This is a genomic window from Lysobacter stagni, assembly GCF_030053425.1.
Classification (GTDB): domain Bacteria; phylum Pseudomonadota; class Gammaproteobacteria; order Xanthomonadales; family Xanthomonadaceae; genus Lysobacter_J; species Lysobacter_J stagni.
On record NZ_JASGBI010000001.1, the window covers coordinates 285,001 to 306,503 of the forward strand.

19 protein-coding genes (1 of these 19 running past the window's edge) are annotated in these 21,503 nt (G+C 67.6%); 9 read left to right on the forward strand and 10 right to left on the reverse strand.

The window, feature by feature from the left end; genetic code table 11:
• Positions 1–433, forward strand: the 3' portion of a protein-coding gene (locus QLQ15_RS01280) for a DUF192 domain-containing protein (protein WP_283211053.1). It extends 14 nt beyond the left edge of the window; the window shows 433 of its 447 coding nt (coding positions 15–447); the start codon falls outside the window, past its left edge; its stop codon occupies positions 431–433.
• A 12-nt stretch (positions 434–445) separates the two neighbouring features.
• On the opposite strand, the gene QLQ15_RS01285 is transcribed toward QLQ15_RS01280, so the two are convergent.
• Positions 446–637, reverse strand: a complete 192-nt coding sequence (locus QLQ15_RS01285) for a rubredoxin (RefSeq protein ID WP_115844147.1) — start codon at positions 635–637, stop codon at positions 446–448.
• Positions 638–708: 71 nt separating this feature from the next.
• Between QLQ15_RS01285 and thiE the strand changes: the two genes are divergently transcribed.
• Positions 709–1,335, forward strand: coding sequence for a thiamine phosphate synthase (gene thiE, locus QLQ15_RS01290; protein ID WP_283211054.1), 627 nt, complete (start codon positions 709–711; stop codon positions 1,333–1,335).
• Between the two features lie 45 nt (positions 1,336–1,380).
• The gene (gene hemL, locus QLQ15_RS01295) at positions 1,381–2,670 is read left to right on the forward strand and encodes a glutamate-1-semialdehyde 2,1-aminomutase (protein WP_283211055.1); all 1,290 of its coding nucleotides are present in this window, start codon (positions 1,381–1,383) and stop codon (positions 2,668–2,670) included.
• Between the two features lie 71 nt (positions 2,671–2,741).
• On the opposite strand, the gene QLQ15_RS01300 is transcribed toward hemL, so the two are convergent.
• From QLQ15_RS01300 to QLQ15_RS01310, 3 genes are all read right to left on the reverse strand, one after another.
• On the reverse strand, positions 2,742–3,965 hold the full coding sequence (locus QLQ15_RS01300) for an acetylornithine/succinyldiaminopimelate transaminase (RefSeq protein ID WP_283211056.1): 1,224 nt from the start codon (positions 3,963–3,965) through the stop codon (positions 2,742–2,744).
• A gap of 69 nt (positions 3,966–4,034) precedes the next feature.
• Positions 4,035–4,883, reverse strand: coding sequence for an SDR family oxidoreductase (locus QLQ15_RS01305; protein ID WP_283211057.1), 849 nt, complete (start codon positions 4,881–4,883; stop codon positions 4,035–4,037).
• A 30-nt stretch (positions 4,884–4,913) separates the two neighbouring features.
• On the reverse strand, positions 4,914–5,591 hold the full coding sequence (locus QLQ15_RS01310) for a protein kinase family protein (RefSeq protein WP_283211058.1): 678 nt from the start codon (positions 5,589–5,591) through the stop codon (positions 4,914–4,916).
• Positions 5,592–5,689: 98 nt separating this feature from the next.
• Here QLQ15_RS01310 and QLQ15_RS01315 point away from each other — a divergent pair, with 98 nt between their 5' ends.
• Positions 5,690–7,702, forward strand: coding sequence for a bifunctional DedA family/phosphatase PAP2 family protein (locus tag QLQ15_RS01315; protein WP_283211059.1), 2,013 nt, complete (start codon positions 5,690–5,692; stop codon positions 7,700–7,702).
• Here QLQ15_RS01315 and QLQ15_RS01320 read toward each other — a convergent pair.
• From QLQ15_RS01320 to QLQ15_RS01330, 3 genes are all read right to left on the reverse strand, one after another.
• A complete protein-coding gene (locus QLQ15_RS01320; RefSeq protein ID WP_283211060.1) occupies positions 7,691–8,278 on the reverse strand; it encodes an LON peptidase substrate-binding domain-containing protein in 588 nt (195 codons plus the stop codon). The genes QLQ15_RS01315 and QLQ15_RS01320 overlap by 12 nt on opposite strands.
• A gap of 44 nt (positions 8,279–8,322) precedes the next feature.
• Positions 8,323–9,768: a UDP-N-acetylmuramate:L-alanyl-gamma-D-glutamyl-meso-diaminopimelate ligase gene (gene mpl, locus QLQ15_RS01325; RefSeq protein WP_283213902.1), complete on the reverse strand. Its 1,446-nt coding sequence runs from the start codon at positions 9,766–9,768 to the stop codon at positions 8,323–8,325.
• A 196-nt stretch (positions 9,769–9,964) separates the two neighbouring features.
• On the reverse strand, positions 9,965–10,543 hold the full coding sequence (locus QLQ15_RS01330) for an adenylate kinase (protein ID WP_283211061.1): 579 nt from the start codon (positions 10,541–10,543) through the stop codon (positions 9,965–9,967).
• 167 nt (positions 10,544–10,710) lie between these two features.
• Between QLQ15_RS01330 and QLQ15_RS01335 the strand changes: the two genes are divergently transcribed.
• The 3 genes from QLQ15_RS01335 to QLQ15_RS01345 all read left to right on the forward strand — a co-directional run bounded on the left by QLQ15_RS01335 (position 10,711) and on the right by QLQ15_RS01345 (position 13,537).
• Complete coding sequence (locus QLQ15_RS01335) at positions 10,711–11,967, forward strand: 6-phosphofructokinase (protein WP_283211062.1); 1,257 nt, start codon at positions 10,711–10,713, stop codon at positions 11,965–11,967.
• A gap of 174 nt (positions 11,968–12,141) precedes the next feature.
• Positions 12,142–12,873: a hypothetical protein gene (locus QLQ15_RS01340; protein WP_283211063.1), complete on the forward strand. Its 732-nt coding sequence runs from the start codon at positions 12,142–12,144 to the stop codon at positions 12,871–12,873.
• Between the two features lie 10 nt (positions 12,874–12,883).
• Positions 12,884–13,537: a hypothetical protein gene (locus QLQ15_RS01345; RefSeq protein ID WP_283211064.1), complete on the forward strand. Its 654-nt coding sequence runs from the start codon at positions 12,884–12,886 to the stop codon at positions 13,535–13,537.
• A 51-nt stretch (positions 13,538–13,588) separates the two neighbouring features.
• On the opposite strand, the gene QLQ15_RS01350 is transcribed toward QLQ15_RS01345, so the two are convergent.
• Entirely contained in the window at positions 13,589–14,134 is a 546-nt protein-coding gene (locus QLQ15_RS01350; protein WP_432277834.1) for a hypothetical protein, read from the reverse strand.
• Positions 14,135–14,286: 152 nt separating this feature from the next.
• Between QLQ15_RS01350 and QLQ15_RS01355 the strand changes: the two genes are divergently transcribed.
• The gene (locus QLQ15_RS01355) at positions 14,287–16,317 is read left to right on the forward strand and encodes a sodium-translocating pyrophosphatase (protein WP_283211066.1); all 2,031 of its coding nucleotides are present in this window, start codon (positions 14,287–14,289) and stop codon (positions 16,315–16,317) included.
• A 58-nt stretch (positions 16,318–16,375) separates the two neighbouring features.
• Here the strand turns inward: QLQ15_RS01355 and QLQ15_RS01360 are convergent, their stop codons facing one another.
• Positions 16,376–17,341 (reverse strand): MBL fold metallo-hydrolase, encoded by a 966-nt coding sequence (locus tag QLQ15_RS01360; protein WP_283211067.1) that lies wholly within the window; start codon positions 17,339–17,341, stop codon positions 16,376–16,378.
• A 342-nt stretch (positions 17,342–17,683) separates the two neighbouring features.
• On the opposite strand from QLQ15_RS01360, the gene ppa reads away from it, so the two are divergent.
• Positions 17,684–18,238, forward strand: a complete 555-nt coding sequence (gene ppa, locus QLQ15_RS01365; RefSeq protein WP_283211068.1) for an inorganic diphosphatase — start codon at positions 17,684–17,686, stop codon at positions 18,236–18,238.
• Positions 18,239–18,382: 144 nt separating this feature from the next.
• On the opposite strand, the gene QLQ15_RS01370 is transcribed toward ppa, so the two are convergent.
• Positions 18,383–21,295, reverse strand: a complete 2,913-nt coding sequence (locus tag QLQ15_RS01370) for a TonB-dependent receptor domain-containing protein (protein ID WP_283211069.1) — start codon at positions 21,293–21,295, stop codon at positions 18,383–18,385.
• Positions 21,296–21,503: the final 208 nt, after the last annotated feature.

The following is a 21,503-nucleotide window of genomic DNA, read 5'->3' on the forward strand; positions in this document are numbered from 1 at the left end:
AGTGCTGTTCGCCTTCTGCGGCCTGGCCCTTTCCGGCTGCGCCAGCGGTGCGGATTCGTGGGTCGAACTGAACGGCCAGCGCTATTCGGTGGAGATCGCCGACGACGACGCCGAACGGGCGCGCGGACTGATGTTCCGCGACGAGATGGCGGCCGAACACGGAATGCTGTTCATCCACGAGCAGCAGGAGCCGCTCGCCTACTGGATGAAGAACACGAAGATCCCGCTGGACATCCTGTACTTCGACACCGACCGCAAGCTGGTGTCCCAGCAGCGCGACGTTCCGCCGTGCTCGCTGGGCGACCGCTGCCCGCCCTACCCGAGCAACACGCCCGCGCGCTATGTGCTGGAGCTCAATGCCGGCGAAGCGGCACGCCTGGGACTGAAGGACGGCGCCGGGCTGACGTTCGGGCCCGGCATCGCGACACCCTGAGCCCCGAGGGGTTCAGAGCGGCATCATCTCGAAATCGTCCTTGGTGACCCCGCAATCCGGGCACGTCCAGGTGTCCGGCACGTCCTCCCACCGGGTGCCCGGGGCGATCCCCTCTTCGGGCAGTCCCAGGGCCTCGTCGTAGATGAAGCCACAGACGACGCACATCCAGGTGCGGAAGGTGGTGGTCGCGGCGATCTCGGACATGGGCGGATAATGCGGGGGATTGCGGAACACGCATTGTCCCACCGCGCCCGCGCCCACGGAAGCTTCCACCCATGAGTCCCGCCTGGCCCCGACAGGGCCTCTATGCCATCACGCCCGACGAGCGGGACACCGCCCGTCTGCTCGCTCGCGTGGGCACGGTTCTGCAGGCCGGCGCGGTCTGGCTTCAATACCGCAACAAGGACGCCGATGATGGTCTGCGCGGTGAGCAGGCGCGCGAGCTCCTGACGCTGTGCCGGCGTCATGGCGTACCGCTGATCGTCAACGACGACTGGCGGCTGGCGGCCGCCATCGGCGCCGACGGCGCGCATCTGGGCGAGGACGATGGCGAGCTCGCGTCCGCTCGGGCCGCACTTCCTGCGGGCGCGATCCTCGGCGCCTCGTGCTACGACGATCTCGCCCTCGCGCGGCGTGCCGCGGCAGCGGGCGCGGACTACATCGCTTTTGGCGCCTTCTTCCCCTCGCCCACGAAGCCCAACGCGAGACGCGCGTCGCCCGCGCTGCTGCGCGACAGCGCAGCGCTTGGCCTCCCGCGGGTAGCGATCGGGGGCATCACGCCCGACAATGCGGGCCCGCTGGTCGAAGCGGGCGCCGACCTGCTGGCGGTGATCAGCGGCGTGTTCGATGCGGACGATCCCGGCGCGGCGGTTCGACGCTACCTCGCCGCCTTCACGCACTGACTCCCTTTTCGCCGCGCGCCCGCGCGCCTGGACCTGGAAAATCCCATGAAGCACACGCAATCGCACGAACTGTTCACCCGCGCCCTGGACCTGATCCCGGGTGGCGTCAACTCGCCCGTGCGGGCCTTCAGGTCGGTGGGCGGCGAACCATTCTTCGCGCAGCGCGCGGAAGGCGCCTATCTGTTCGACGTGGACGGCAATCGTTACGTCGACTACGTCGGCTCGTGGGGCCCGATGATCGCCGGCCACGCGCATCCGCAGGTGCTCGCGGCGGTCGAGAAGACCATGCGCGACGGTCTCAGCTTCGGCGTGCCCAATGCGCTGGAGGTCACGATGGCCGAGGCGATCACGCGCATCGTGCCCAGTTGCGAAATGGTGCGCATGGTGAACTCCGGCACCGAGGCCACGCTGTCGGCGATCCGCGTCGCGCGAGGCGTCACGGGCCGTACGCGCATCGTGAAGTTCGAAGGCTGCTACCACGGCCATGGCGACAGCTTCCTGGTGAAGGCCGGCAGCGGCGTGATGACCCTCGGCCTTCCGAATTCGCCGGGCGTTCCATCCGCCCTGGCGGACCTCACGCTCACGCTTCCGTACAACGATTTCGACGCGGCGACGAAACTGTTCGACGAGGTCGGCGGCGACATCGCGGGCCTCATCATTGAACCCATCGTCGGCAACGCCAACTGCATCCTGCCGCGCGAGGGTTACCTGCAACACCTGCGCGAACTGTGCACGAAGCACGGCACGCTGCTGATCTTCGACGAAGTGATGACCGGCTTCCGTGTCGCGCTTGGCGGCGCACAGCAGCGTTACGGCATCACCCCGGACCTGTCGACGTTCGGCAAGATCATCGGGGGCGGCATGCCGGTGGGCGCGTACGGCGGTCGTCGTGAATACATGTCGCAGGTCGCGCCGAGCGGGCCGATCTATCAGGCCGGCACGCTCAGCGGCAATCCGGTGGCGATGGCGGCGGGTCTGGCGACGCTGGACCTGATCCAGGCGCCGGGTTTCCACGACGCGCTCGAGCGCAGCACGCACGCGCTGTGCGACGGACTGGAAGCCGCCGCGCGCGAAGCCGGCGTGGCGTTTACCACGACGCGCGCACCGGGCATGTTCGGCCTGTATTTCCGCGAGGGCCCGGTGGAAACGTTCGAGGACGCGAAGGGCTCCGACACCGCACGCTTCAACCGCTTCTTCCACGCGATGCTGGAACGCGGCGTATATCTGGCACCGTCCGCATTCGAGGCTGGCTTCATCTCGAGCGCGCATGGCGAGGGCGAGATCGCGGCAACGGTGGCCGCTGCACGTGAGGCTTTCGCGATGGCGAAGGGCTGACCGAACGCACTTGGCGGCATAAGAAAGCCCGGGATTTCCCGGGCTTTTTCTGTTTCATCCGATGCCGGTGATCAGGCCGATGCGAACGCCCGGAGCGCAACACCCAACCGCGCCAGGCCTTCGGCAACATCGGCATCGTCGATGTTCAGCGCCGGCACGAAGCGGAGCACATCCGGGCCGGCCTGGAGCAGCAGCAGCCCCTGTTCGACGCACAGATCGAGGATCGCCGCCGCCTTGCCTGCGTGTTCCGGCCTCAGCTGCGCACCGAGCATCAGGCCGTAACCACGGACCTCCGAGAACAGGTGCAGCTCCGCATCGAGCGCCGCGAGCGCCTCGCGGATGACCGTGGACTGTCGCGCGACGTTGGCCAGCAGCGCTTCGCTCGACAGCTCGCGCAGGGCCGCGCGCGCCACTGCGGCGCCGAGCGGATTGCCGCCGAACGTCGTGCCGTGCGCGCCGAACTGCATCGCTTCTGCGGCACGTTCGCCCACCAGCATCGCGCCGATCGGGAAACCGCTGCCCAGCGCCTTGGCCAGCGTCACCACGTCGGGCGTGACACCGTAGGCATGGCACGCGAACAGGTGCCCCGTACGGCCCATGCCGCATTGGATCTCGTCGAGCATCAGCAACGCGCCATGGCGATCGCACAGCGCGCGCAGGCCCAGCAGGAAGTCCGGCGTCGCCGGCGTCACGCCACCCTCGCCCTGCACCGGCTCCACCAGCACCGCGCACACGGCGCCATCGGCCATCGCGGCCTCGGCTGCGGCCAGGTCGTTGAAGTCGCTGTAGCGGAAACCCGGAGGTAGCGGTTCGAAACCTTCGTGGTATTTCGGCTGCGCGCCGGCGGTCACGGCCGCGAGCGTGCGGCCGTGGAAGCTGCCGCGGAAGGTGAGGATGGCGCGGCGATCGGGCGTGCGCTCCTGCGATGTGGCCCACTTGCGCGCGAGCTTGATCGCCGCCTCGTTGGCCTCCGCACCGGAATTGCAGAAGAACACGCGCTGCGCGAAGCGCGATGCAGTGACCAGCTCCTCCGCCAGGCGCAGCGGCGGCTCGCTGACGAAAACGTTGCTGGTGTGCCAGAGTTTGCCGGCCTGCTCGGTCAGCGCCGCGACAAGCGTCGGATTCGCATGCCCGAGCGCATTCACTGCGATACCGGCGCCGAAGTCGACGTACTCGCGCCCTTCGCGATCCCACACGCGCGCGCCCCGGCCGTGGTCCAGCACGATCCGGCGCGGACGATAGACCGGCAGGTAGTAGCGTTCGGACAGCGAGTACAGGTCGGACGAGGGGGTCATGGCAGCACGGTGGAGGGCGGAAACCGACATTGTCGCCGATTGCAGCGCCCTCGGCGCGCAGCCGCGGGCTCAGCGCGGCCTGCGTGCCAGCTGCGTTTCGGTGAGGAACAGATCCGGCAGCAGATGGTCGGCCTTCGGATCGACCGCGTACCGGCTGAAGTCGGTGACACCCGCCGCGAACAGCACGTCGTCGTCGATGAGGAAGTGGCCGAAGTAGTCGTCGGAAGGACGCACCAGCACGACGTGCGCGGCGTCGGCGACGATCTCCGGCGTGCGGCAGAGCTCCGGACGCACGCCGGGAATCATGTTGATGGCGTCGGTGGCGATGACCGTACGCGGCCACAGCGCGTTGACCGCCACACCCTGCGGTCCGAACTCCGCCGCCAGGCCCAGCGTCACGAAACTCATGCCCATCTTCGCCAGCGTGTAGGCCGTGTGCGGCGCCCACCACTTGGGATCCAGGTTGAGCGGCGGCGCGAGCGAAAGGATGTGGGGATCGGGCGCCTTCAACAGATGGGGCAGGCAGGCCTGCGCGCACAGGAAAGTGCCGCGCGCGTTGACCTCCTGCATCAGGTCATAGCGCTTCATCGGCGTGTCCAGCGTGCTGCGCAGCCAGATCGCGCTGGCGTTGTTGACCAGGATGTCGATGCCGCCGAACGTATCCACCGTCGCGGCGACGGCCGCCTGCACCTCTTCTTCCTCGCGGATGTCGCATTTCAGCGCCAGCGCCTTGCCGCCGGCGGCTTCGACTTCGGCCGCAACGGTGTGGATGGTGCCGGGCAGTTTCGGGTTGGGCACCGCGGACTTGGCCACGATGGCGACATTGGCCCCGTCCTGCGCGGCGCGCAGCGCGATGGCACGACCGATGCCGCGGGAGGCACCGGTGATGAAGAGAGTCTTGCCGGACAGCGTGCGCATGGCGCTTCTCCTTGTGTGCCGAGGCAAGCCCTAGGGCTTGGGCCCCTGGCCTTCGTTGTCTTCCCATTGCAGCAGCCGGCGCGTTACGAACCGGTAGACCGGTTTTCCGGTGGCGAACCACGCCTCGCGCAGCCACGAGTGGCGCTTGAGCACGCGTCGTTCCACCGGCGTCAGCGCCTGCGGGCAGTAGGTGCGTTTGTGTTTGAGCAGGTGACGCAGGTCCTCGCGGGCCAGCAACCGCATCCAGGGCGAACGCGGGCGGCCGTGCGTGGCGAGTTGGAAGTCGATGATGCCGGGCGTTCCGTCAGCCAGGACCAGCCAGTTGGCTTCCTTGGCAAGGTCGTTGTGGGCGACTCCGCGCCGGTGGAGCTGCTGCAGCAGACGCCGGGCGCGCCGGAAATAGGCGACATCGCCGCGCGGCGGGCGCTGATACATGGCCGCACCGTCCAGATAGCTGCGATCCAGGCGACGACCATCCCAACCGCGCAACTGCGGCATGGCCGGCAGGCCGTCCACACGCTCCAGCGCCAGCGCCTCGCGCCGCGCCAGCCACCAGGCCGGCACGCGCAGCCACGCCGGCACATGACGCAGATCGCGGCGCACGAACAGGCCCTGCTCGTCGCGCATCAGCGCGATGCGGCCGAAGCTGTCGGCCTTGAGGGCCTGGACTTCGGTGGCGTGACGTTGGACCGGCCGGGACGAGGACATCGCATCAGTGTACGGAATCACACGGGAATCACGTCGATGCACGCCGGTCCGGGCACGCGCCATCGCACCGTCATCGACGCGCTGCCTATAATCGGCCGATGGACTCGGCCTGGATCGAAAGCGCGACCGCGTGGATCGCGGCAAACCCCATCGCCGCCGGCGCCGTCATTTTCCTCATCGCCTTCTGCGATGCGCTGGTCGTGCTCGGCATCGTGGTGCCGGCACTGCCGCTGCTGTTCGCGGTGGGCGCGCTGGTGGGCCTGGGTCATATCAATGGCCCGTACGCGCTGGGTTGCGCGGCGCTCGGTGCGTTCTTCGGCGACGGACTGAGCTACTGGGTCGGCTACCGCTGGGGCCCGCAGCTGCGCACGCGCTGGCCGTTCTCGCGCTACCCGCAATGGCTGGACAGCGGCGAGGCGATGTTCCGGCGCCACGGCATGAAGAGCATCGCCATCGCGCGCTTCGTCGGCGCGGTGCGGCCGTTCGTGCCCGCCATCGCCGGCATGCTGCGCATGCCGCTGCGGCGTTACGCACTCCCCAGCCTGCTGGCCTGCATCGCGTGGGCGTTGCTGTTCCTGCTGCCGGGCTGGGTGCTGGGCAAGTCCTACGACGCGGTGGCTGCGGTTGCCGATCGCCTGGCACTCGTACTGGGTGCACTGGTCGTTGCCGTCGCCCTGGTCTGGGCGGTGGTGCTCTACACGTGGCGATGGTTCGCGGCGCACGCCGACAACCTGCTCGCGCGCGCCCTGCGCTGGACGCGCAATCATCCGCACCTGGGCCGCTACGCCGCCGCGCTGATCGATCCAAACCGGCCCGAGTCACCGTCGCTGCTGATGCTGGCGGTGTGCCTTCTGGCGATCAGCTGGGCGTGGTTCACCCTGCTGGCCACGCTGCTGGCCAGCGGCGGACCACTGGCGTTGGACCACACGATCCACGAGGTGATGTGGAGCCTGCGCAATCCGCTGGCCGATCGCATGATGGCCGCGCTGGCCAGCCTGGGCGATGCCGCGGTGCTGGGTCCGGCCGCGCTGGTCGCGCTGGCCTATCTGCTGTGGCGCAAGCGCTGGATGGCGGCCGCGCACTTCGCTGCGGCGATCGTGTTCGGGTTGGCACTGACCTCGCTGCTGGAAGCGGCCATCGACATGCCGCGTCCACCGACCGCGCCGGCCGGCTTCGGTTTCCCGTCGGTGGCGGTGACGATGTGCACCATCGTGTTCGGCTTCTTCGCCGTGCTCATCGCACGCGAACTGCCGGGACGCACCCGCGTGTGGCCCTACCTGCTCGCCGGCGTGGTCACCACGGTGGTGGGCTTCGCGCGGCTGTACCTGGGCGCGCACTGGCCCAGCGACCTGGTCGGCGGCACGCTGTTCGGCGTGCTGTGGCTGCTCGCGCTGGGCATCGCCTACCGCCGACACGTCGCGCGCTCGTTCTGGATGCGCCCGCTGGCCTGGCTGTTCTACGGCACCTTCGCCGTCGCCGCGCTGTGGCATGCGCCGCGTACGGCCGACGCATTGCTGGCTCGCTTCGCCGCCGCCACACCGACCACGGTGATGAAGCACGGCCAGTGGTGGCAGCACGACTGGTCGGACCTGCCTGCGCAGCGCAACGAGCGCGACCAGCGCCGTCGCTGGCCATTGGACGTGCAGGTCGCCGGCCCCCTGGAACCCCTGCAGGCGCGACTGGAATCCAAGGGCTGGCGCGTGCAGCCGCAGGCGGACTGGGAAGCGACGGTCGGCCTGCTCGACGACGACGCCGACATGCACGCACAGCCCGTGCTGCCGGCCACCCTCGATGCGCAGGCCGAAACGCTGCTGATGCTCCACGACGGCAGCACCGCTGACGAGCAGTACGCGCTGCGACTTTGGCGCGCGCCGGTGCTGCTGGACGACGGCACACCGTTGTGGATCGGCACCAGCCAGACCCTGCATCTGTCGCGCCCGCTCGGCGCGGCCACCTTGTGGTTGCCGATCAACGACGACGGCCGCGCGCACGCGCTGGTGCGCGAAGCGCTGACGGGCATGGATTCGGTCGAACAACCGCACCCGCACGGCCAGACGCCGGTGCTGCGCATCCGCACCACGGCGCCGCGCAGCGGGGACTCAGGGCAGTAACGCGAGCAGGCGATCCAGCCGCGCGTGCGGATCGTCGGTCTGCAGGAGCACCTGTCGCTGCGCATCCTGCAGCGGCAACAACTCGGCCAGTCGCCAGCCCACCCACGCCGCGTCGTCGAAGTACGCATGCGGCGCTTTCGAATGTTCGCCTCCGACCTTCTCCAGGATCTGCTCGAGCAGCTTGCCGAGCAGACCGTGTTCCGGGCGCAATGTGTCGTCCGGGTCGGGATCGCACCAGGTGACATCTGCGACCTGCAGGCCGTTGTCGCGCACCCGCACACGCACCGCATGGAAGCGTCGCGTGCCGCGTACCTGCAGCGTGAGCAGCCCATCGTCGCCGCGGCCGAAATCCTCGATCACCGCTTCGGTGCCGTACGCCGCGGCGCTGGCCGGCGCGCCGGCCTCCTCGCCGTCGATGATCAGGCAGACGCCGAAGCCCTTGCCGTTGCGGCTGCAATCGCGGATGAGATCGAGGTAGCGCGGTTCGAACACGCGCAGGCCCAGCGCTGCACCGGGCAGAAGCACCGTGTGCAGCGGAAACAGGCCCAGCGGCTGGATGTCGTCGGCAACTGGCATCGATGCCAGTTTAGGCCCGAATGCGGGCACGTGTCGCGACGGGTTCAGCGTCCGCCCTGTTCCTTCAACGCGGCGAGAAAGCGACGCGGCGCACCGTCGAAACCACCGTTCGACATGAACACGACGTGGTCGCCAGCGCGCGCACGTTCGCGCAGCGCCGCGATGAGGGTATCGGCGTCCGGCACGGCAACCCCTTCGCCACGCAACGCTCCCACCACCCGGGTCGCATCCCAGGCCAGTTCGGGACGGTGCAGGAACACCACCGTATCGGCGATGTCCAGCGACGGGGCAAGCGCATCGGCGTGCGCGCCCAGGCGCATCGAATTGCTGCGCGGCTCCATCGCCACGACGATGCGCGCATCGCCCACCTTCACGCGCAATCCCGCGAGCGTGGTGGCGATGGCGGTGGGATGGTGGGCGAAGTCGTCGTACACCGTGATGCCCTGCGCCTGGCCGATCACCTCCAGCCGACGCTTCACGCTGCGGAACTGCGCCAGCGCCGGCAGCACGGAGGCGACCTCGACACCCACCGCGTTCGCGGCGGCCAGCGCGGCCAGCGCGTTCATCACGTTATGGCGGCCGAGCAGCGGCCAGTGCACCTCACCGAGCGTTTCGCCGCGATGGACGACGGCGAAGTGGCTGCCGTCCTCGGCGATCAGATGGGCTGTCCAGTCGAAGGACGCGCGCGCGGCAACGCTTTCGTCGCTGCGGTCGCCGTGGGCTTCACTGCGTGCGGCCGGCGGCAGCAGGCTCGCATCCAGACCGAAGGTTTCCACCGGCGTCCAGCAGCCCATCGCGAGCACTTCGGACAGGCGCTGGTCCTCGCCGTTGACGATCAGGCGTCCGCGGCGTGGCACGGTGCGCACCAGGTGGTGGAACTGGCGCTGGATCGCGGCCACGTCCGGGAAGATGTCGGCGTGGTCGTATTCCAGGTTGTTGAGGATCGCCACCAGCGGTCGGTAGTGGACGAACTTGCTGCGCTTGTCGAAGAACGCGGTGTCGTACTCGTCGGCCTCGACCACGAATTCGCGACCCGCACCCACGCGCGCCGACACGCCGAAATCCTCGGCGACGCCGCCGATCAGGAAGCCCGGTTCGCGGCCGGCGGCCTGCAGCAGGAAGGTGAGGATGGTGGTCGTCGTGGTCTTGCCGTGCGTGCCGGCCACGGCCAGCGTGTCGCGGCCCGGCAGCAGGTTCTCGCTGAGCCACTGCGCACCGGACGTGTAGCGCCGGCCGTCATCGAGGACCTGCTCCACCGCCGCATTGCCGCGCGAAAGCGCGTTGCCGACGACGATCTGCTCGCAGTCGGCGGAAATGTGGCCGGGCGTATAGCCCTGCTTCAACGCGATGCCGAGTTGTTCCAGCTGCGTGGACATCGGCGGATACACCGCCTGGTCGCTTCCTTCGACATCAAAGCCGAGTTCGCGCGCGAGCGCGGCGACACCGCCCATGAACGTTCCGGCGATACCCAAAATATGAATCTTCAAGATCAGCACGTCCTAGACGGTGGCGACACGGCAAGCCGGAGTGTGCACCGCAAGGCCATCACTCCCCCTCTCCCGCTCGCGGAAGAGGGCAAGGGGAGAGGGCGAAGCCTCGATCGCATGACCGAAGCGGCACCAGAACCCCTCTCCCTGGTCGCCTTCGGCGACCTTTTCCTCTCCCGCAAGGGGAGAGGGGAAAAACTCACCCCACTTCCTTCGCCGGCGACAACGCCTCGACGATGCGGGTGAACACTTCGTCCAGCGAGCCCACGCCGTTCACGACGGTGAGCTGGCCGTGCTGGCGGTAGAAGCCGATCACCGGCGCGGTCTGGTCGTCGTACACCTTCAGGCGCGTGCGCACCGATTCCGGACTGTCGTCGGCGCGGCCTTCGGCCTTGGCGCGGCCGGCGATGCGCTCGACCAGCAGTTCGGTCGGCACTTCCAGCTGCACGGCGTAATCCATCGGCTGGCCGATCCGGCCCAGCAGCTTGTCCAGCGCATCGGCCTGCGCCAGGTTGCGCGGGTAGCCGTCGAGGATGAAGCCGCCCTTGGTGTCGGCGCGCGAGAAGCGGTCCTCGAGCATGCCCAGCAGAATCTCGTCGCTGACCAGGTTGCCCGAAGCCATGATCTCCTTGGCCTCCAGACCCAGCTTGCTGCCGGCCGCCACTTCAGCGCGCAGCAGGTCGCCGGTCGAGATGTGCGGGACCTGCAGATGCTCCTTGAGGCGCGCGGCCTGCGTGCCCTTGCCGGAGCCGGGCGCGCCCAGAAGTACCAATCGCATCAACATCACTCCTAGAACGGGAAAATTCGGCGGCCGCGCGGCCGTGCGAGCGGGCCGGGGACCCGCGTCGCCTGCCCGGGGTGCGGCGCTACACTCGCAGCGCACTGCCCCGCCGGGCAAATGTTGCGGGCACTTTACCGCATCCCGGCCTCAATCCAGGAATGAACATGGCCTCAGGAACCCTGCTTTATGCGCAGTCGGGCGGTGTCACCGCCGTCATCAACGCCACCGCCTCGGCTGTGATCGAGGCGGCCCGGGCCCGCAAGGTGAAGGTACTGGCGGCCCGCAACGGCATCCTGGGCGCTCTGCGGGAGGAGTTGATCGACACCTCGAAGGAGTCCGCCGCCGCCATCCGCGCCCTCGCCCATACCCCGGGCGGTGCCTTCGGCTCCTGCCGCGTGAAGCTGAAATCGCTGCAACAGGACCGGGCCCGCTACGAGCGCCTGCTGGACGTCCTGCGCGCCCACGATGTGCGCTGGTTCCTCTACAACGGCGGCAACGACTCGGCCGACACCGCACTGAAGGTGTCGCAGCTGGCGGCGGAGTTCGGCTATCCGCTGACCTGCGTGGGCGTGCCCAAGACGGTCGACAACGACCTCGCGGTCACCGATTGCTGCCCCGGTTTCGGTTCGGCGGCGAAGTACACGGCAGTGTCGGTGCGCGAGTGCGCGCTGGATGTCGCCGCGATGGCCGACACGTCCACCAAGGTGTTCGTGTACGAGGCGATGGGCCGCCATGCCGGCTGGCTGGCCGCGGCCGCCGGCCTGGCCGGCGACGGCGAGAACGCCGCCCCGCACCTGATCCTGTTTCCCGAGCGCCCCTATGACGAAGCCGATTTCTTCGCGAAGGTGAAGGCCACGGTCGAACGCGTGGGCTACTGCGTGGTCGTCGCCAGCGAGGGCATCCAGACGCGCGACGGCAAGTTCGTCGCAGACGCCGGTGGCGGCAAGGATTCCTTCGGCCACACGCAGCTTGGCGGCGTGGCGTCGTTCCTCGCCGGGCGGGTGAAGGATGCACTGGGTTACAAGGTCCACTGGGCCCTGCCCGACTATCTGCAACGCTCGGCGCGTCACCTGGCATCGAAGACCGACGTCGAACAGGCGCAGGCCGTGGGACGCAAGGCGGTGGAGTTCGCTCTCAAGGGCATGAACGCGGTGATGCCCGTCATCGTGCGCACCTCGGATGCGCCGTATCGATGGAAGGTCGAAGCGGCGCCGCTGTCGAAGATCGCCAACCACGAGAAGAAGATGCCGGCCAACTTCCTGCGCAAGGACGGCTACGGCATCACGCCCGCCGCGCGTCGCTACCTGGAGCCGCTGATCCGAGGCGAAGCGCCGCCCCCGTTCGGTCGCGATGGCCTGCCGAAGTACGTGACGCTGAAGAACGTCGCCGTGACGAGGAAGCTGCCGCCCTTCGCCGGTTGAGGGCGCTTGCCAACACCCCATTGGCTTGTTCAAGCTGCCGGCACCCGGGCACACCCGGGAGCCCTCGGGGAGGGGGGTGCGGTGAACGGGAGAGATCGCCTGGGGAGGCGAGCCTGTTCGATGGCGCACGCCATCCCCGGGTCCGGAACGAACCACAACAGGGGATGTCGAGAAATGATGCGTAATCTGATGCGCGGCGCGTGTGCGACCGCGGTAATGCTGTTCGCGCTGACCGGCTGCGTGAGCATGCCCAAGCAGCAGGCATACAACCGCGAGGCGCATGCTTCGCTGAAGACGATCGCGGTGCTCGAAACGCACCAGACCAAGCCGACGGTGTTCATGCTCAACCATCCGGGCATGAGCTTCGGCCTGATCGGCGGCCTGGTGGCCGCGAGCGATCAGGCGAGCAAGGAGAAGAAGCTCAACGCCACCTTCACCCAGGCGGGCTTCGAACCGCTGGCGTACTTCCGCGAGAGCCTGACCACGCACATGGCCGAGCGCGGCTACACGCTGGTGTGGCCGAGCACGCAGATCGAGGCGGCGAAGATTCCGCGCGGTTCGTTCGGCCTTCGCAAGGCCTACAAGCCCGCGCAGGCCGATGCGCAGATGGACATCAATTTCGGCTTCCTGGGGTATGCCGCCGCCGGCGCCAGCGACAGCACGCCGTATCGTCCGACGGCGACGATGGCCGTGCGCCTGGTCAGCGCGGACGGCAAGGAGAACTTCTACACCGACTACTTCGCCTACAACAACGTGTTCAACCTTGCCGACGCCGTGGCGATCAACGCCGATCCCACGCACAGCTACCCGGACTTCGACAAATTGAACTCGGCCGGTCCGCGCACGGTGGAGGGCATGAAGCTGGCGATCGATGCCATCGCCACCGAAATCGCGCGCAAGCTCTGAGGCGGCCGACATGCGTGCGATCGCACTGGCATTGTTGCTGACGGCATCGCTCACCGGCTGTTCGGGCATCGCCTACAAGGCCGCCATGCCCAACGTTTCGATGAACTGCGTGGACAGCCTTCAGGCCGTGTCCGGCATGCCGCTGAAGTTCCCCGTGCCGGGCGAGGAGCTCGACGAGCATGAAGGCTTCGTCGAGTTCGCCAGCGTGGCGCGGTGCTACCGCCCCGCGGAAGGAACACCGGTCCCGGTGGCGCTGTATCGCCTGGAATCGATCACGCCGCCGGCGGAGGTGAAGGTCTCGGTGCAGTTGTCCACGGGCGGCACGTTTGCCGCAGCGCTGGACGTCCTCGACGCCGACATGAAGCCGCTTCGTCGTTACGGATTCGAGCAGTTCACGCGACGCGGGAGTACGTACTCGCTGGACGTGTTCCTCAATCCGTCGACCACGACGCCGGCCTACGTGATGTTGTCGCCCGACCAGACGCACGTCGGAAAGAAGGACACCGCGACGGGCTCGGCGACCAACGTTTCGCCGATCCTGGCCGGCCCGGTGATGTTCATGTACCACACCGGTTCCGAGACGGTGACGGAAAACCCGCTGCTGCAGGGCGGCAAGGTGCGCGTGGTAGCCCACCCGCACCGCACTGCGATCACCGCCGACTGATCGCTGCCTGGATCGACGGCGACCGGATTCCGGTCGCCGTCCTTTCCGGCCTCATCCGCCGCAGGCGCGTCCCTCGACCGCCGCTTCCGCCGCGAACATCGGCACGGGCGCAACCTGTCCGGTCGCCTGCTGCTGCTTCGATTCCTGCAGGTAGATGCGCGCCTTGCCCTGCGCGTCCAGCTTCGGCGTCTTGTCCAGCGGCTTACGCCACACGCGAACCACCGCCTGCTGCGATGGGCACGCTGCGCTGGGCACGCGGATCAGATCGTTGAGCAGCCAGCCGTTCGCCGTCGCGGGCTTCACTTTCGCCGCATCGACGAAGCGCGCACGCGGCTGGCATTGCGGACTGGTGCGCACCACGGTGAACGCATAGGGATCGTTCGCCTGGCCGGTGAACATGCCTTCCAGGCGCGCGCAGGCCTCGGGGATCTGGCGCAGCGTATGGACCACGTTCTGCGCCTGGGGCTGCACGGGCCCACGGGCGATTTCCGGCTTGGGCTCCGCGGCCGCGACCTGCGCGATGAACGCGACGAGAAGAAGAGGCAACAGCCGCATGACACTCGATCTCCGTCCGTGACAGCCATCGCAGGCTGGCATGGGTGCGCTGAATGCTGCGTTCACGGCGTGCGCCCCGACGGGGCCTGTGCGATAGTCCACCCGTTGCAGCGGTGACCCACGACCCGCGCAGCTACAACTAGAAAGGTAACAACTCGAAATTCCGATGTATCCACTCTAACGGGGAGGGGTTCATGCTGGAGCAGTACGGTTTGGCCTTGGCGCTGGCTTGCGCCGTCATCGCGATCCTGTACGGGATCGTTTCCGCGCGATGGATCACCGCGCAACCTGCCGGCAACGAACGCATGCAGCAGATCGCCGGCGCGATCCAGGAAGGCGCACGCGCCTATCTCAACCGCCAGTACACGACCATCGCCATCGCCGGCGTGGTGCTGTTCCTGGTGATCGGTTTCTTCCTCGGCTGGGCTTCGGCGATCGGGTTCCTGATCGGCGCGGTACTGTCCGGTGCGGCCGGTTACATCGGCATGAACGTGTCGGTGCGCGCCAACGTGCGCACGGCCGAGGCAGCGCGCAGGGGCATAGGGCCGGCGATGGATGTCGCGTTCCGCGGCGGCGCGATCACCGGCATGCTCGTGGTCGGCCTGGGCCTGCTGGGCGTGGCCGGTTACTTCGTGGTGCTCAATCGCCACATGGGTTACACGGTCGAGCAGTCGCTGCACGCGCTGGTCGGCCTGGCCTTCGGTTCCTCGCTGATCTCGATCTTCGCGCGACTGGGCGGCGGCATCTTCACCAAGGGCGCCGACGTCGGCGCGGACCTGGTGGGCAAGGTCGAAGCCGGCATTCCCGAAGACGATCCGCGCAACCCGGCGGTGATCGCCGACAACGTCGGCGACAACGTCGGCGACTGCGCGGGCATGGCAGCGGACCTGTTCGAAACCTACGCCGTCACGGTGATCGCGACGATGCTGCTGGGCGGCCTGATGGCCACCGAAGCCGGCCCCAACGCGGTGCTCTATCCGCTGGTGCTGGGCGGCGTGTCGATCATCGCTTCGATCATTGGCGCGTTCTTCGTGAAGGTGAAGGCCGGCGGCTCGATCATGGGCGCGCTGTACAAGGGCGTCATCGTTTCCGCGGTGCTCGCCGCCATCGCGTTCTATCCGATCACCACCTCGCTGATGGGTGGTTTCGCGAAGGGTGCGATGAACCTCTACGGTTGCGCGCTGATCGGCCTGGTGCTGACCGGTGCGATCGTGTGGATCACCGAGTACTACACCGGCACGCAGTTCAAGCCGGTGCGCCACGTCGCAGCCGCATCCACCACCGGTCACGGCACCAACATCATCGCGGGCCTGGGCGTGTCGATGAAGTCGACCGCGCTGCCGGTGATCGCGGTGTGCGCGGCGATCTGGTTTTCGTTCCATCTGGGCGGTCTGTACGGCATCGCCATCGCGGCAACGTCCATGCTGTCGATGGCCGGCATGATCGTCGCGCTGGACGCGTACGGTCCGATCACCGACAACGCCGGCGGCATCGCCGAGATGGCCGAGCTTCCGCCGGAAGTGCGCGCCGTCACCGACCCCCTGGACGCCGTGGGTAACACCACCAAGGCGGTGACCAAGGGGTATGCGATCGGTTCGGCGGCGCTGGCCTCGCTGGTGCTGTTCGCCGATTACACGCACAACCTGCAGGCGGCCAATCCGGGCCAGACGTTCGCGTTCGACCTGTCCGACCACACCGTCATCATCGGCCTCCTCATCGGCGGCCTGATCCCGTACCTGTTCGGCGCGATGGCGATGGAAGCCGTGGGCCGTGCGGCCGGTGCGGTGGTGGAGGAAGTGCGCCGCCAGTTCCGCCAGATCCCCGGGATCATGGAAGGCACCGCCAAGCCCGAGTACGACAAAGCGGTGGACATGCTCACCCGCTCGGCGATCAAGGAAATGATCGTGCCCTCGCTGCTGCCGGTGATCGTGCCGATCATCGTCGGCCTGGCGCTGGGCCCGAAGGCGCTGGGCGGCCTGCTGATCGGCACCATCGTGACGGGCCTGTTCGTGGCGATCTCGATGACCACCGGCGGCGGCGCATGGGACAACGCCAAGAAGTACATCGAGGACGGCCACTTCGGCGGCAAGGGCTCGGACGCGCACAAGGCGGCGGTCACCGGCGACACCGTCGGCGACCCGTACAAGGACACCGCCGGCCCGGCCATCAATCCGCTGATCAAGATCATCAACATCGTCGCGCTGCTGATGGTGCCGCTGCTGTAAGCGACATCGCAGTGCGTCCGACACGGCGGCCTCACGGCCGCCGTTGTCGTTTGGGGCCTCAGGCCCGCGCAGCGACCCGCGCGCGACGCCGCCGGATCGCCCGGACGGACAACCAGACCAGCACGCCAAGCAGCAGCACGACGAGGCCCGCGACTGCCATCAGGTTGCGGATCGGATTCGTGATGACGAAGTTCGCATGCCGCGCGTAGAAACCGTTGAATCCGTCCATCGCCGCGGGCAGCGCCAGCACGTCGGCGCGTGCGAGTTCGAGGGGACGCTCGTCCGGATGGTACGTGGCGCCGTGCGGATACAGGCGCCCCGCCCTGTCCATTTCGACGTGCCCACCCAGCACGCGCGTGACGGGGCGCTCGCGCACGAACGCGGCGACGCGATGCGCGCTGGCGCGGAACGCGTCGATGTCGGACACGGTGATGCGGCCGGGCAGCAGGAAATCGCCGGTGAACAACGTGCGCGACTCGCGGTCGTAGAACACCACGTGGTCATCGTCGTGGCCGGGCGCGGGCAGCACTTCGACGGTGCGCCCGCCCAGATCGACTTGCGCGACGCCCTCGGGCCAGCGCGCGAAGCCGTAGAAGCTGCGCACACCCGATTCGTCCGGCGGAACGATCCGGACATCCGGCTGGTTCGCGAACAGCGCGTCGCCGTCGCGATGATCGCGATGGCCATGGGTGTGCGCGACGATCAGCGGCTTTCCGCCCGACAGTTCCCGCACCTGCGCGACCAGCGGCATGCGCGCGGCATCGGAGATGGCGCCGGTGTCGATCAGCAGCGCGCGGTCGTCGCCGACCACCAGGTACAGGAAGTTGGCCTCGAAACTCGCGCAGGGGTTCTGGCGGAAGGCGAAGGTGCGCACGTCGATGTGGCGGCGCTGCAGCGGCGACACCTGCGCCTTTGAGCAGTCGTCGGCGCCCCCATTCCATGGCGCACCCGGCAACGGCGGGGCCGGCTGGGCCTGCGCGGCGGCGGCGGCGCCGGCCAGGAGCATTCCGATCAGATGCCGCATGGCCGCCCTCCCGGCGTTCGGTTGCGTCCTGAGGGTACGGGCCGGAGCGCGGTGGAGGCACGGCCGGAAGTCACCAACGGCGGACGGGCGCCGGGGCCAAGGGGCCGCCGTTGGGCCGGAGCCGCACCTGGAGAGGTCTTCGGATGCCCCGATGCCATCCATGGCGCGAAACCACCCCTCTGAACAGCCCTCCCCGCTCCCCGGCAGGCCACGCGGCCGTGCCGCGTAAGCGGCCCACCTCGCCCCTGCTGCGCCGCAGCACCCAGCCGCGTAAAATGCCCGCCCGCTTTCCCGAAAACCCGCCCCGCCTTCCGGCGAGGCCCTCAGCAGTTGGAGTTACGCATGGGTCTGGACCTCGTCCCCACCGGCAAGAACCCGCCGGATGAGATCAACGTCATCATCGAAATCCCGAAGGACGCCGAGCCGGTCAAGTACGAGGTGGACAAGGCTTCGGGCGCGATCTTCGTCGATCGCATCCTGTCCACGCCGATGCGCTACCCGTGCAACTACGGCTACGTCCCGCACACGCTGTGCGGCGATGGCGACCCGGCCGACGTGCTGGTGATCCTGCCGCTGCCGCTGGTGCCGGGTTCGGTCATCCGCTGCGTGCCGGTCGGCGTGCTGAAGATGAGCGACGAGGCCGGCAGCGACGAGAAGCTGATCGCCGTGCCCGTTCCGAAGATCTTCGGCGGCTACGCGCACGTCACCGACATCGAGCAGGTCTCGCAGCATTGGCTCGATCGCATCGGGCACTTCTTCCAGCACTACAAGGACCTGGAGAAGGGCAAGTGGGTGAAGATCGAAGGCTGGGGCGGCGCCGCCGAGGCCAAGTCCATCCTCAACGACGCCATCGCGCGCTACAACGCGACGTCGGAAGAAGACAAGCCGAAGTTCTGAAGCACGCACCACGTTGAAATGAAAAAGGCCGCCCACACGGGCGGCCTTTTTCGTATCTGTCGATCGCCGCGAGTCTTCGGCGGCCACAAAGAACTACGGCCCCTTGCGGGGCCGTAGTGTGTTGCGTGTTGCCTTCGCGGCCTATCAGAAGCGCTGCGAGTACTTCAGGTAGTAGAAGCGACCGATGTCGAAGCCACCGTACGTGCCGAAGTCCGAGTTCGGGCTGGTGTACAGGTACGTGCCCTGGTGATCGAACACGTTGTTGGCACCGACGGCGACCGTCGCATTCCACGGGGTGTTGTAGCGGAACTGCACGTCGTGGAACGTGTTGGCGCCGGTCGAGTTGGTCGGCGACACCAGCGTGTACGACGAGGTGAAGTTCGGATCGCTGCACTCGTTCTCGTAGGCGCAGGCTTCCTTCAGACCGGAGTAGTAACGCGTGCTCCAGGTCGCACCGAAGTCGCCCTTCGTCCAATCCACGCTCACGTTCGAGCGGGTGCGGAAGTAGGCGTTGCCGTCCACCGACCAGCCGTTCTTCTGCTCGACCGGCGTGACGGTCTCGTTGTCGCGCTTGTATTCCCAGTAGTCGATGTACGAGGTCTTCCAGTCGATGGTGAACTGGCCGATCGAGTACTCCGGCAGGCGGTAGCGGACGTTGAAGTCGTAACCGGCCGTCTCCTGGTAACCACCGTTGACCAGGGTCACGGTCGCGTCGTAGATCTCGCCCTGCGACGTACCGATGTCGCCGGTCGTGTCACGCGAGAAGCTGCCGCACGACGAGGTGATGCCCAGCACGTAGCAGCGGTTCAGGATGGCGGTCATCGTCTCGGCGGCGATGACGTCGTCGATCTTGATCTTCCACCAGTCCAGGCTCACGTCCAGGCCTTCGACGAAGCCCGGGCTGTACACGAAACCGAACGTGGTCGACTTCGAGGTTTCCGGCTTCAGGTTGGCGTTGGAGGTGACGGTGAACGGCCAGTCGGCCTGCTGGTTCGGACCGGCGGCCACGGTGCCGCCCGAAGCGATCTGGCGGAAGTCCACCGGAACGCCATCGGCCTGGCAGCGCGCTGCGACCGACGGGTTGCCGGCAGCTGCACCGAAGCTGGTGTCGCACGGATCGGTGTAGAACGCGAACGTCTGGCCGCTGCCGCCGTACAGGTCACCCAGGGTCGGGGCGCGGAAGCCCGTCGCGTAGGTGCCGCGGACCAGCAGGTCGTCGATCGGACGCCACTTCAGGCCGAACTTGCCGTTGACGGTGTCGCCGAAGGTGTCGTAGTCGGAGTAACGACCGGCCACGTCGATCGACAGCTCCTTGGCGAAGGGCATGTCGGCGAGGATCGGCACGTTGAACTCGAGGTAGACCTCGTCCAGCGAGTAGCCGCCGGCGGTGACGCCGCCCGCGAGGTCGGTGCTCAGGCCCGACTGCTTCAGCGCGTCCGGCTCGAAGCGCGCGTCTTCCTTGCGGTGCTCGTAACCCACGGCCATGTTCAGGTCACCGGCCGGCAGGGTCGCCACGGTGCCGCTGAGGTTCAGGCTGTAGATGTGCGTGGTGGCTTCGGACGTGTCATGCGTCGGCAGGAACAGGTAGTCCTGCAGCGCCTGGTTGCCGGTCAGGCCACCCGGGCCCGCCTGGCCGAAGCCCAGCGCCGGGTTCCACGGCACGCAGCCAGCGATCACGCTGTCCGCATCGGCGCCGCAGCGCGCGACGCCGTCGGCGTCGATGAAGCTCGCGCCCAGGGCGTTGCGGGCGTTCGGGATGAACAGGTTACCGGTACCCGTCTGCACACCCTTGTTCTGGTTGTAGACGTAGCCGGCGTCCCAGTTCCACGGCTTGTCGCCGATGTCGAACGCGCCTTCCAGCGTGGCGCTGAAGCGGTAGGTGGTCAGCTCGTTGTTGGTCTGACGCGGCACTTCCGAGGTACGGCGGATGAACTGCGCATCCTCACCGAACGGGTTGTACACGTTGTCGGCCGTCCAGATGTTGCGGACGCCGTCGTTGCTGCTGGTGGAGCCGAACGGATAACCGGCGATCTGCTGAAGCGTCTCGCGATGCGTATACAGCGCGTCGGTGTTCAGGCGGATGTTGTCGGTGAAGTCGAAGCTGCCGTTGGCGAAGATCGAACGACGCTCGATACCCGTGCGCAGGAACATCTGCTGGTTCGGGTTGACCAGGTCGAAGTTGTCGCCATCGCCGTACGGGTGGAAGTTGGCGGTGTCGCTCGGATCGGCGCCCGGGTTCAGCACCCACTGGCCGGTCGAGGTGATGATGCGACCCTTGTCGGTGTTGCCGCTCCAGCCGTTGGCGCCTTCGTCTTCGTTCGGGAAGCGATGGAACGGGCCGGACGGGTAGGCCGAGAAGTCGCGGTCACGTGCGTAGACCGGCTCTTCCTTCGAGTACTCCATGCCCAGGGTGACCGAGCTGCGCTCGCCGGTGCTGCCCAGGAGGAAGCTGTACTGCTCGACGTCGCCGTCGCCTTCGCCGTACTGGCCGATGTAACCGCTGGCTTCCAGACCGTCGAAGTTCTTGCGGGTGATGATGTTGATGACGCCCGCGATGGCGTCCGAACCGTAGATCGCCGAAGCGCCGTCGGTCAGCACTTCAATGCGCTCGACCACGGCGGTCGGGATCGAAGCCAGGTCGGAGTAGCCGTTCGAGCTGATGCCCAGGCGCTTGCCGTCCAGCAGGACGAGCGTGCGCTGCGGGCCGAGGTTGCGCAGGTCGACGTACTGACCGCCCACTTCTTCACCCGACGACAGGGCGTTGGCGCGGCTGATGGCCGGCGAACCCGTCGTGGTGATGTTCTGCAGGATGTCGCCGACGCTGGTGAAGCCCTGCTTCTGGATCTGCTCGCGGGTCATCATGATGACCGGGTTTGCAGTCTCGATGCTGGCCTGGCGAATGCGCGAGCCGGTGACTTCAATGCGATCCAGGGTGGTCGCATTGGCTGCATCGGTGCCACCTTCCTGCGCGCTGGCAAACGCCGGCGCAAGCGCGATTGCGATACCGGCCGGCAGCATGCCGACGCGCATCGCCGCGCGCAAATTGCGATGGTTCATCTATCTCTCTCCAGATACTGTTATGGGCGTGTTAAACGCCCATCAAACTTACGTTCCGGTGCGGCCCACCGCTTTGCGGGTGACGCTGAGAGACTTTGCGAATTGTGTCGGCGAGGACATGTCATGACGCTTCGGCCACGCATCGCCATCCACGCACACGCGCCTGTCGCAAAGACGTGATAACGGTCGCGCGCCGACACAAACCACC

What these genes read in the sequence shown, in the direction of transcription:
- QLQ15_RS01315 (WP_283211059.1), top strand. Translation starts at nt 5,690, where the DNA reads ATGGACTCGGCCTGGATCGAAAGCGCGACCGCGTGGATCGCGGCAAAC.
- QLQ15_RS01340 (WP_283211063.1), top strand. Translation starts at nt 12,142, where the DNA reads ATGATGCGTAATCTGATGCGCGGCGCGTGTGCGACCGCGGTAATGCTG.
- QLQ15_RS01300 (WP_283211056.1), bottom strand. Translation starts at nt 3,965, where the DNA reads ATGACCCCCTCGTCCGACCTGTACTCGCTGTCCGAACGCTACTACCTG.
- QLQ15_RS01320 (WP_283211060.1), bottom strand. Translation starts at nt 8,278, where the DNA reads ATGCCAGTTGCCGACGACATCCAGCCGCTGGGCCTGTTTCCGCTGCAC.
- QLQ15_RS01285 (WP_115844147.1), bottom strand. Translation starts at nt 637, where the DNA reads ATGTCCGAGATCGCCGCGACCACCACCTTCCGCACCTGGATGTGCGTC.
- QLQ15_RS01355 (WP_283211066.1), top strand. Translation starts at nt 14,287, where the DNA reads ATGCTGGAGCAGTACGGTTTGGCCTTGGCGCTGGCTTGCGCCGTCATC.
- QLQ15_RS01305 (WP_283211057.1), bottom strand. Translation starts at nt 4,883, where the DNA reads ATGCGCACGCTGTCCGGCAAGACTCTCTTCATCACCGGTGCCTCCCGC.
- thiE (WP_283211054.1), top strand. Translation starts at nt 709, where the DNA reads ATGAGTCCCGCCTGGCCCCGACAGGGCCTCTATGCCATCACGCCCGAC.
- QLQ15_RS01345 (WP_283211064.1), top strand. Translation starts at nt 12,884, where the DNA reads ATGCGTGCGATCGCACTGGCATTGTTGCTGACGGCATCGCTCACCGGC.
- QLQ15_RS01370 (WP_283211069.1), bottom strand. Translation starts at nt 21,295, where the DNA reads ATGAACCATCGCAATTTGCGCGCGGCGATGCGCGTCGGCATGCTGCCG.
- QLQ15_RS01310 (WP_283211058.1), bottom strand. Translation starts at nt 5,591, where the DNA reads ATGTCCTCGTCCCGGCCGGTCCAACGTCACGCCACCGAAGTCCAGGCC.
- hemL (WP_283211055.1), top strand. Translation starts at nt 1,381, where the DNA reads ATGAAGCACACGCAATCGCACGAACTGTTCACCCGCGCCCTGGACCTG.
- QLQ15_RS01360 (WP_283211067.1), bottom strand. Translation starts at nt 17,341, where the DNA reads ATGCGGCATCTGATCGGAATGCTCCTGGCCGGCGCCGCCGCCGCCGCG.
- ppa (WP_283211068.1), top strand. Translation starts at nt 17,684, where the DNA reads ATGGGTCTGGACCTCGTCCCCACCGGCAAGAACCCGCCGGATGAGATC.
- QLQ15_RS01330 (WP_283211061.1), bottom strand. Translation starts at nt 10,543, where the DNA reads ATGCGATTGGTACTTCTGGGCGCGCCCGGCTCCGGCAAGGGCACGCAG.
- QLQ15_RS01350 (WP_432277834.1), bottom strand. Translation starts at nt 14,134, where the DNA reads ATGCCAGCCTGCGATGGCTGTCACGGACGGAGATCGAGTGTCATGCGG.
- QLQ15_RS01335 (WP_283211062.1), top strand. Translation starts at nt 10,711, where the DNA reads ATGGCCTCAGGAACCCTGCTTTATGCGCAGTCGGGCGGTGTCACCGCC.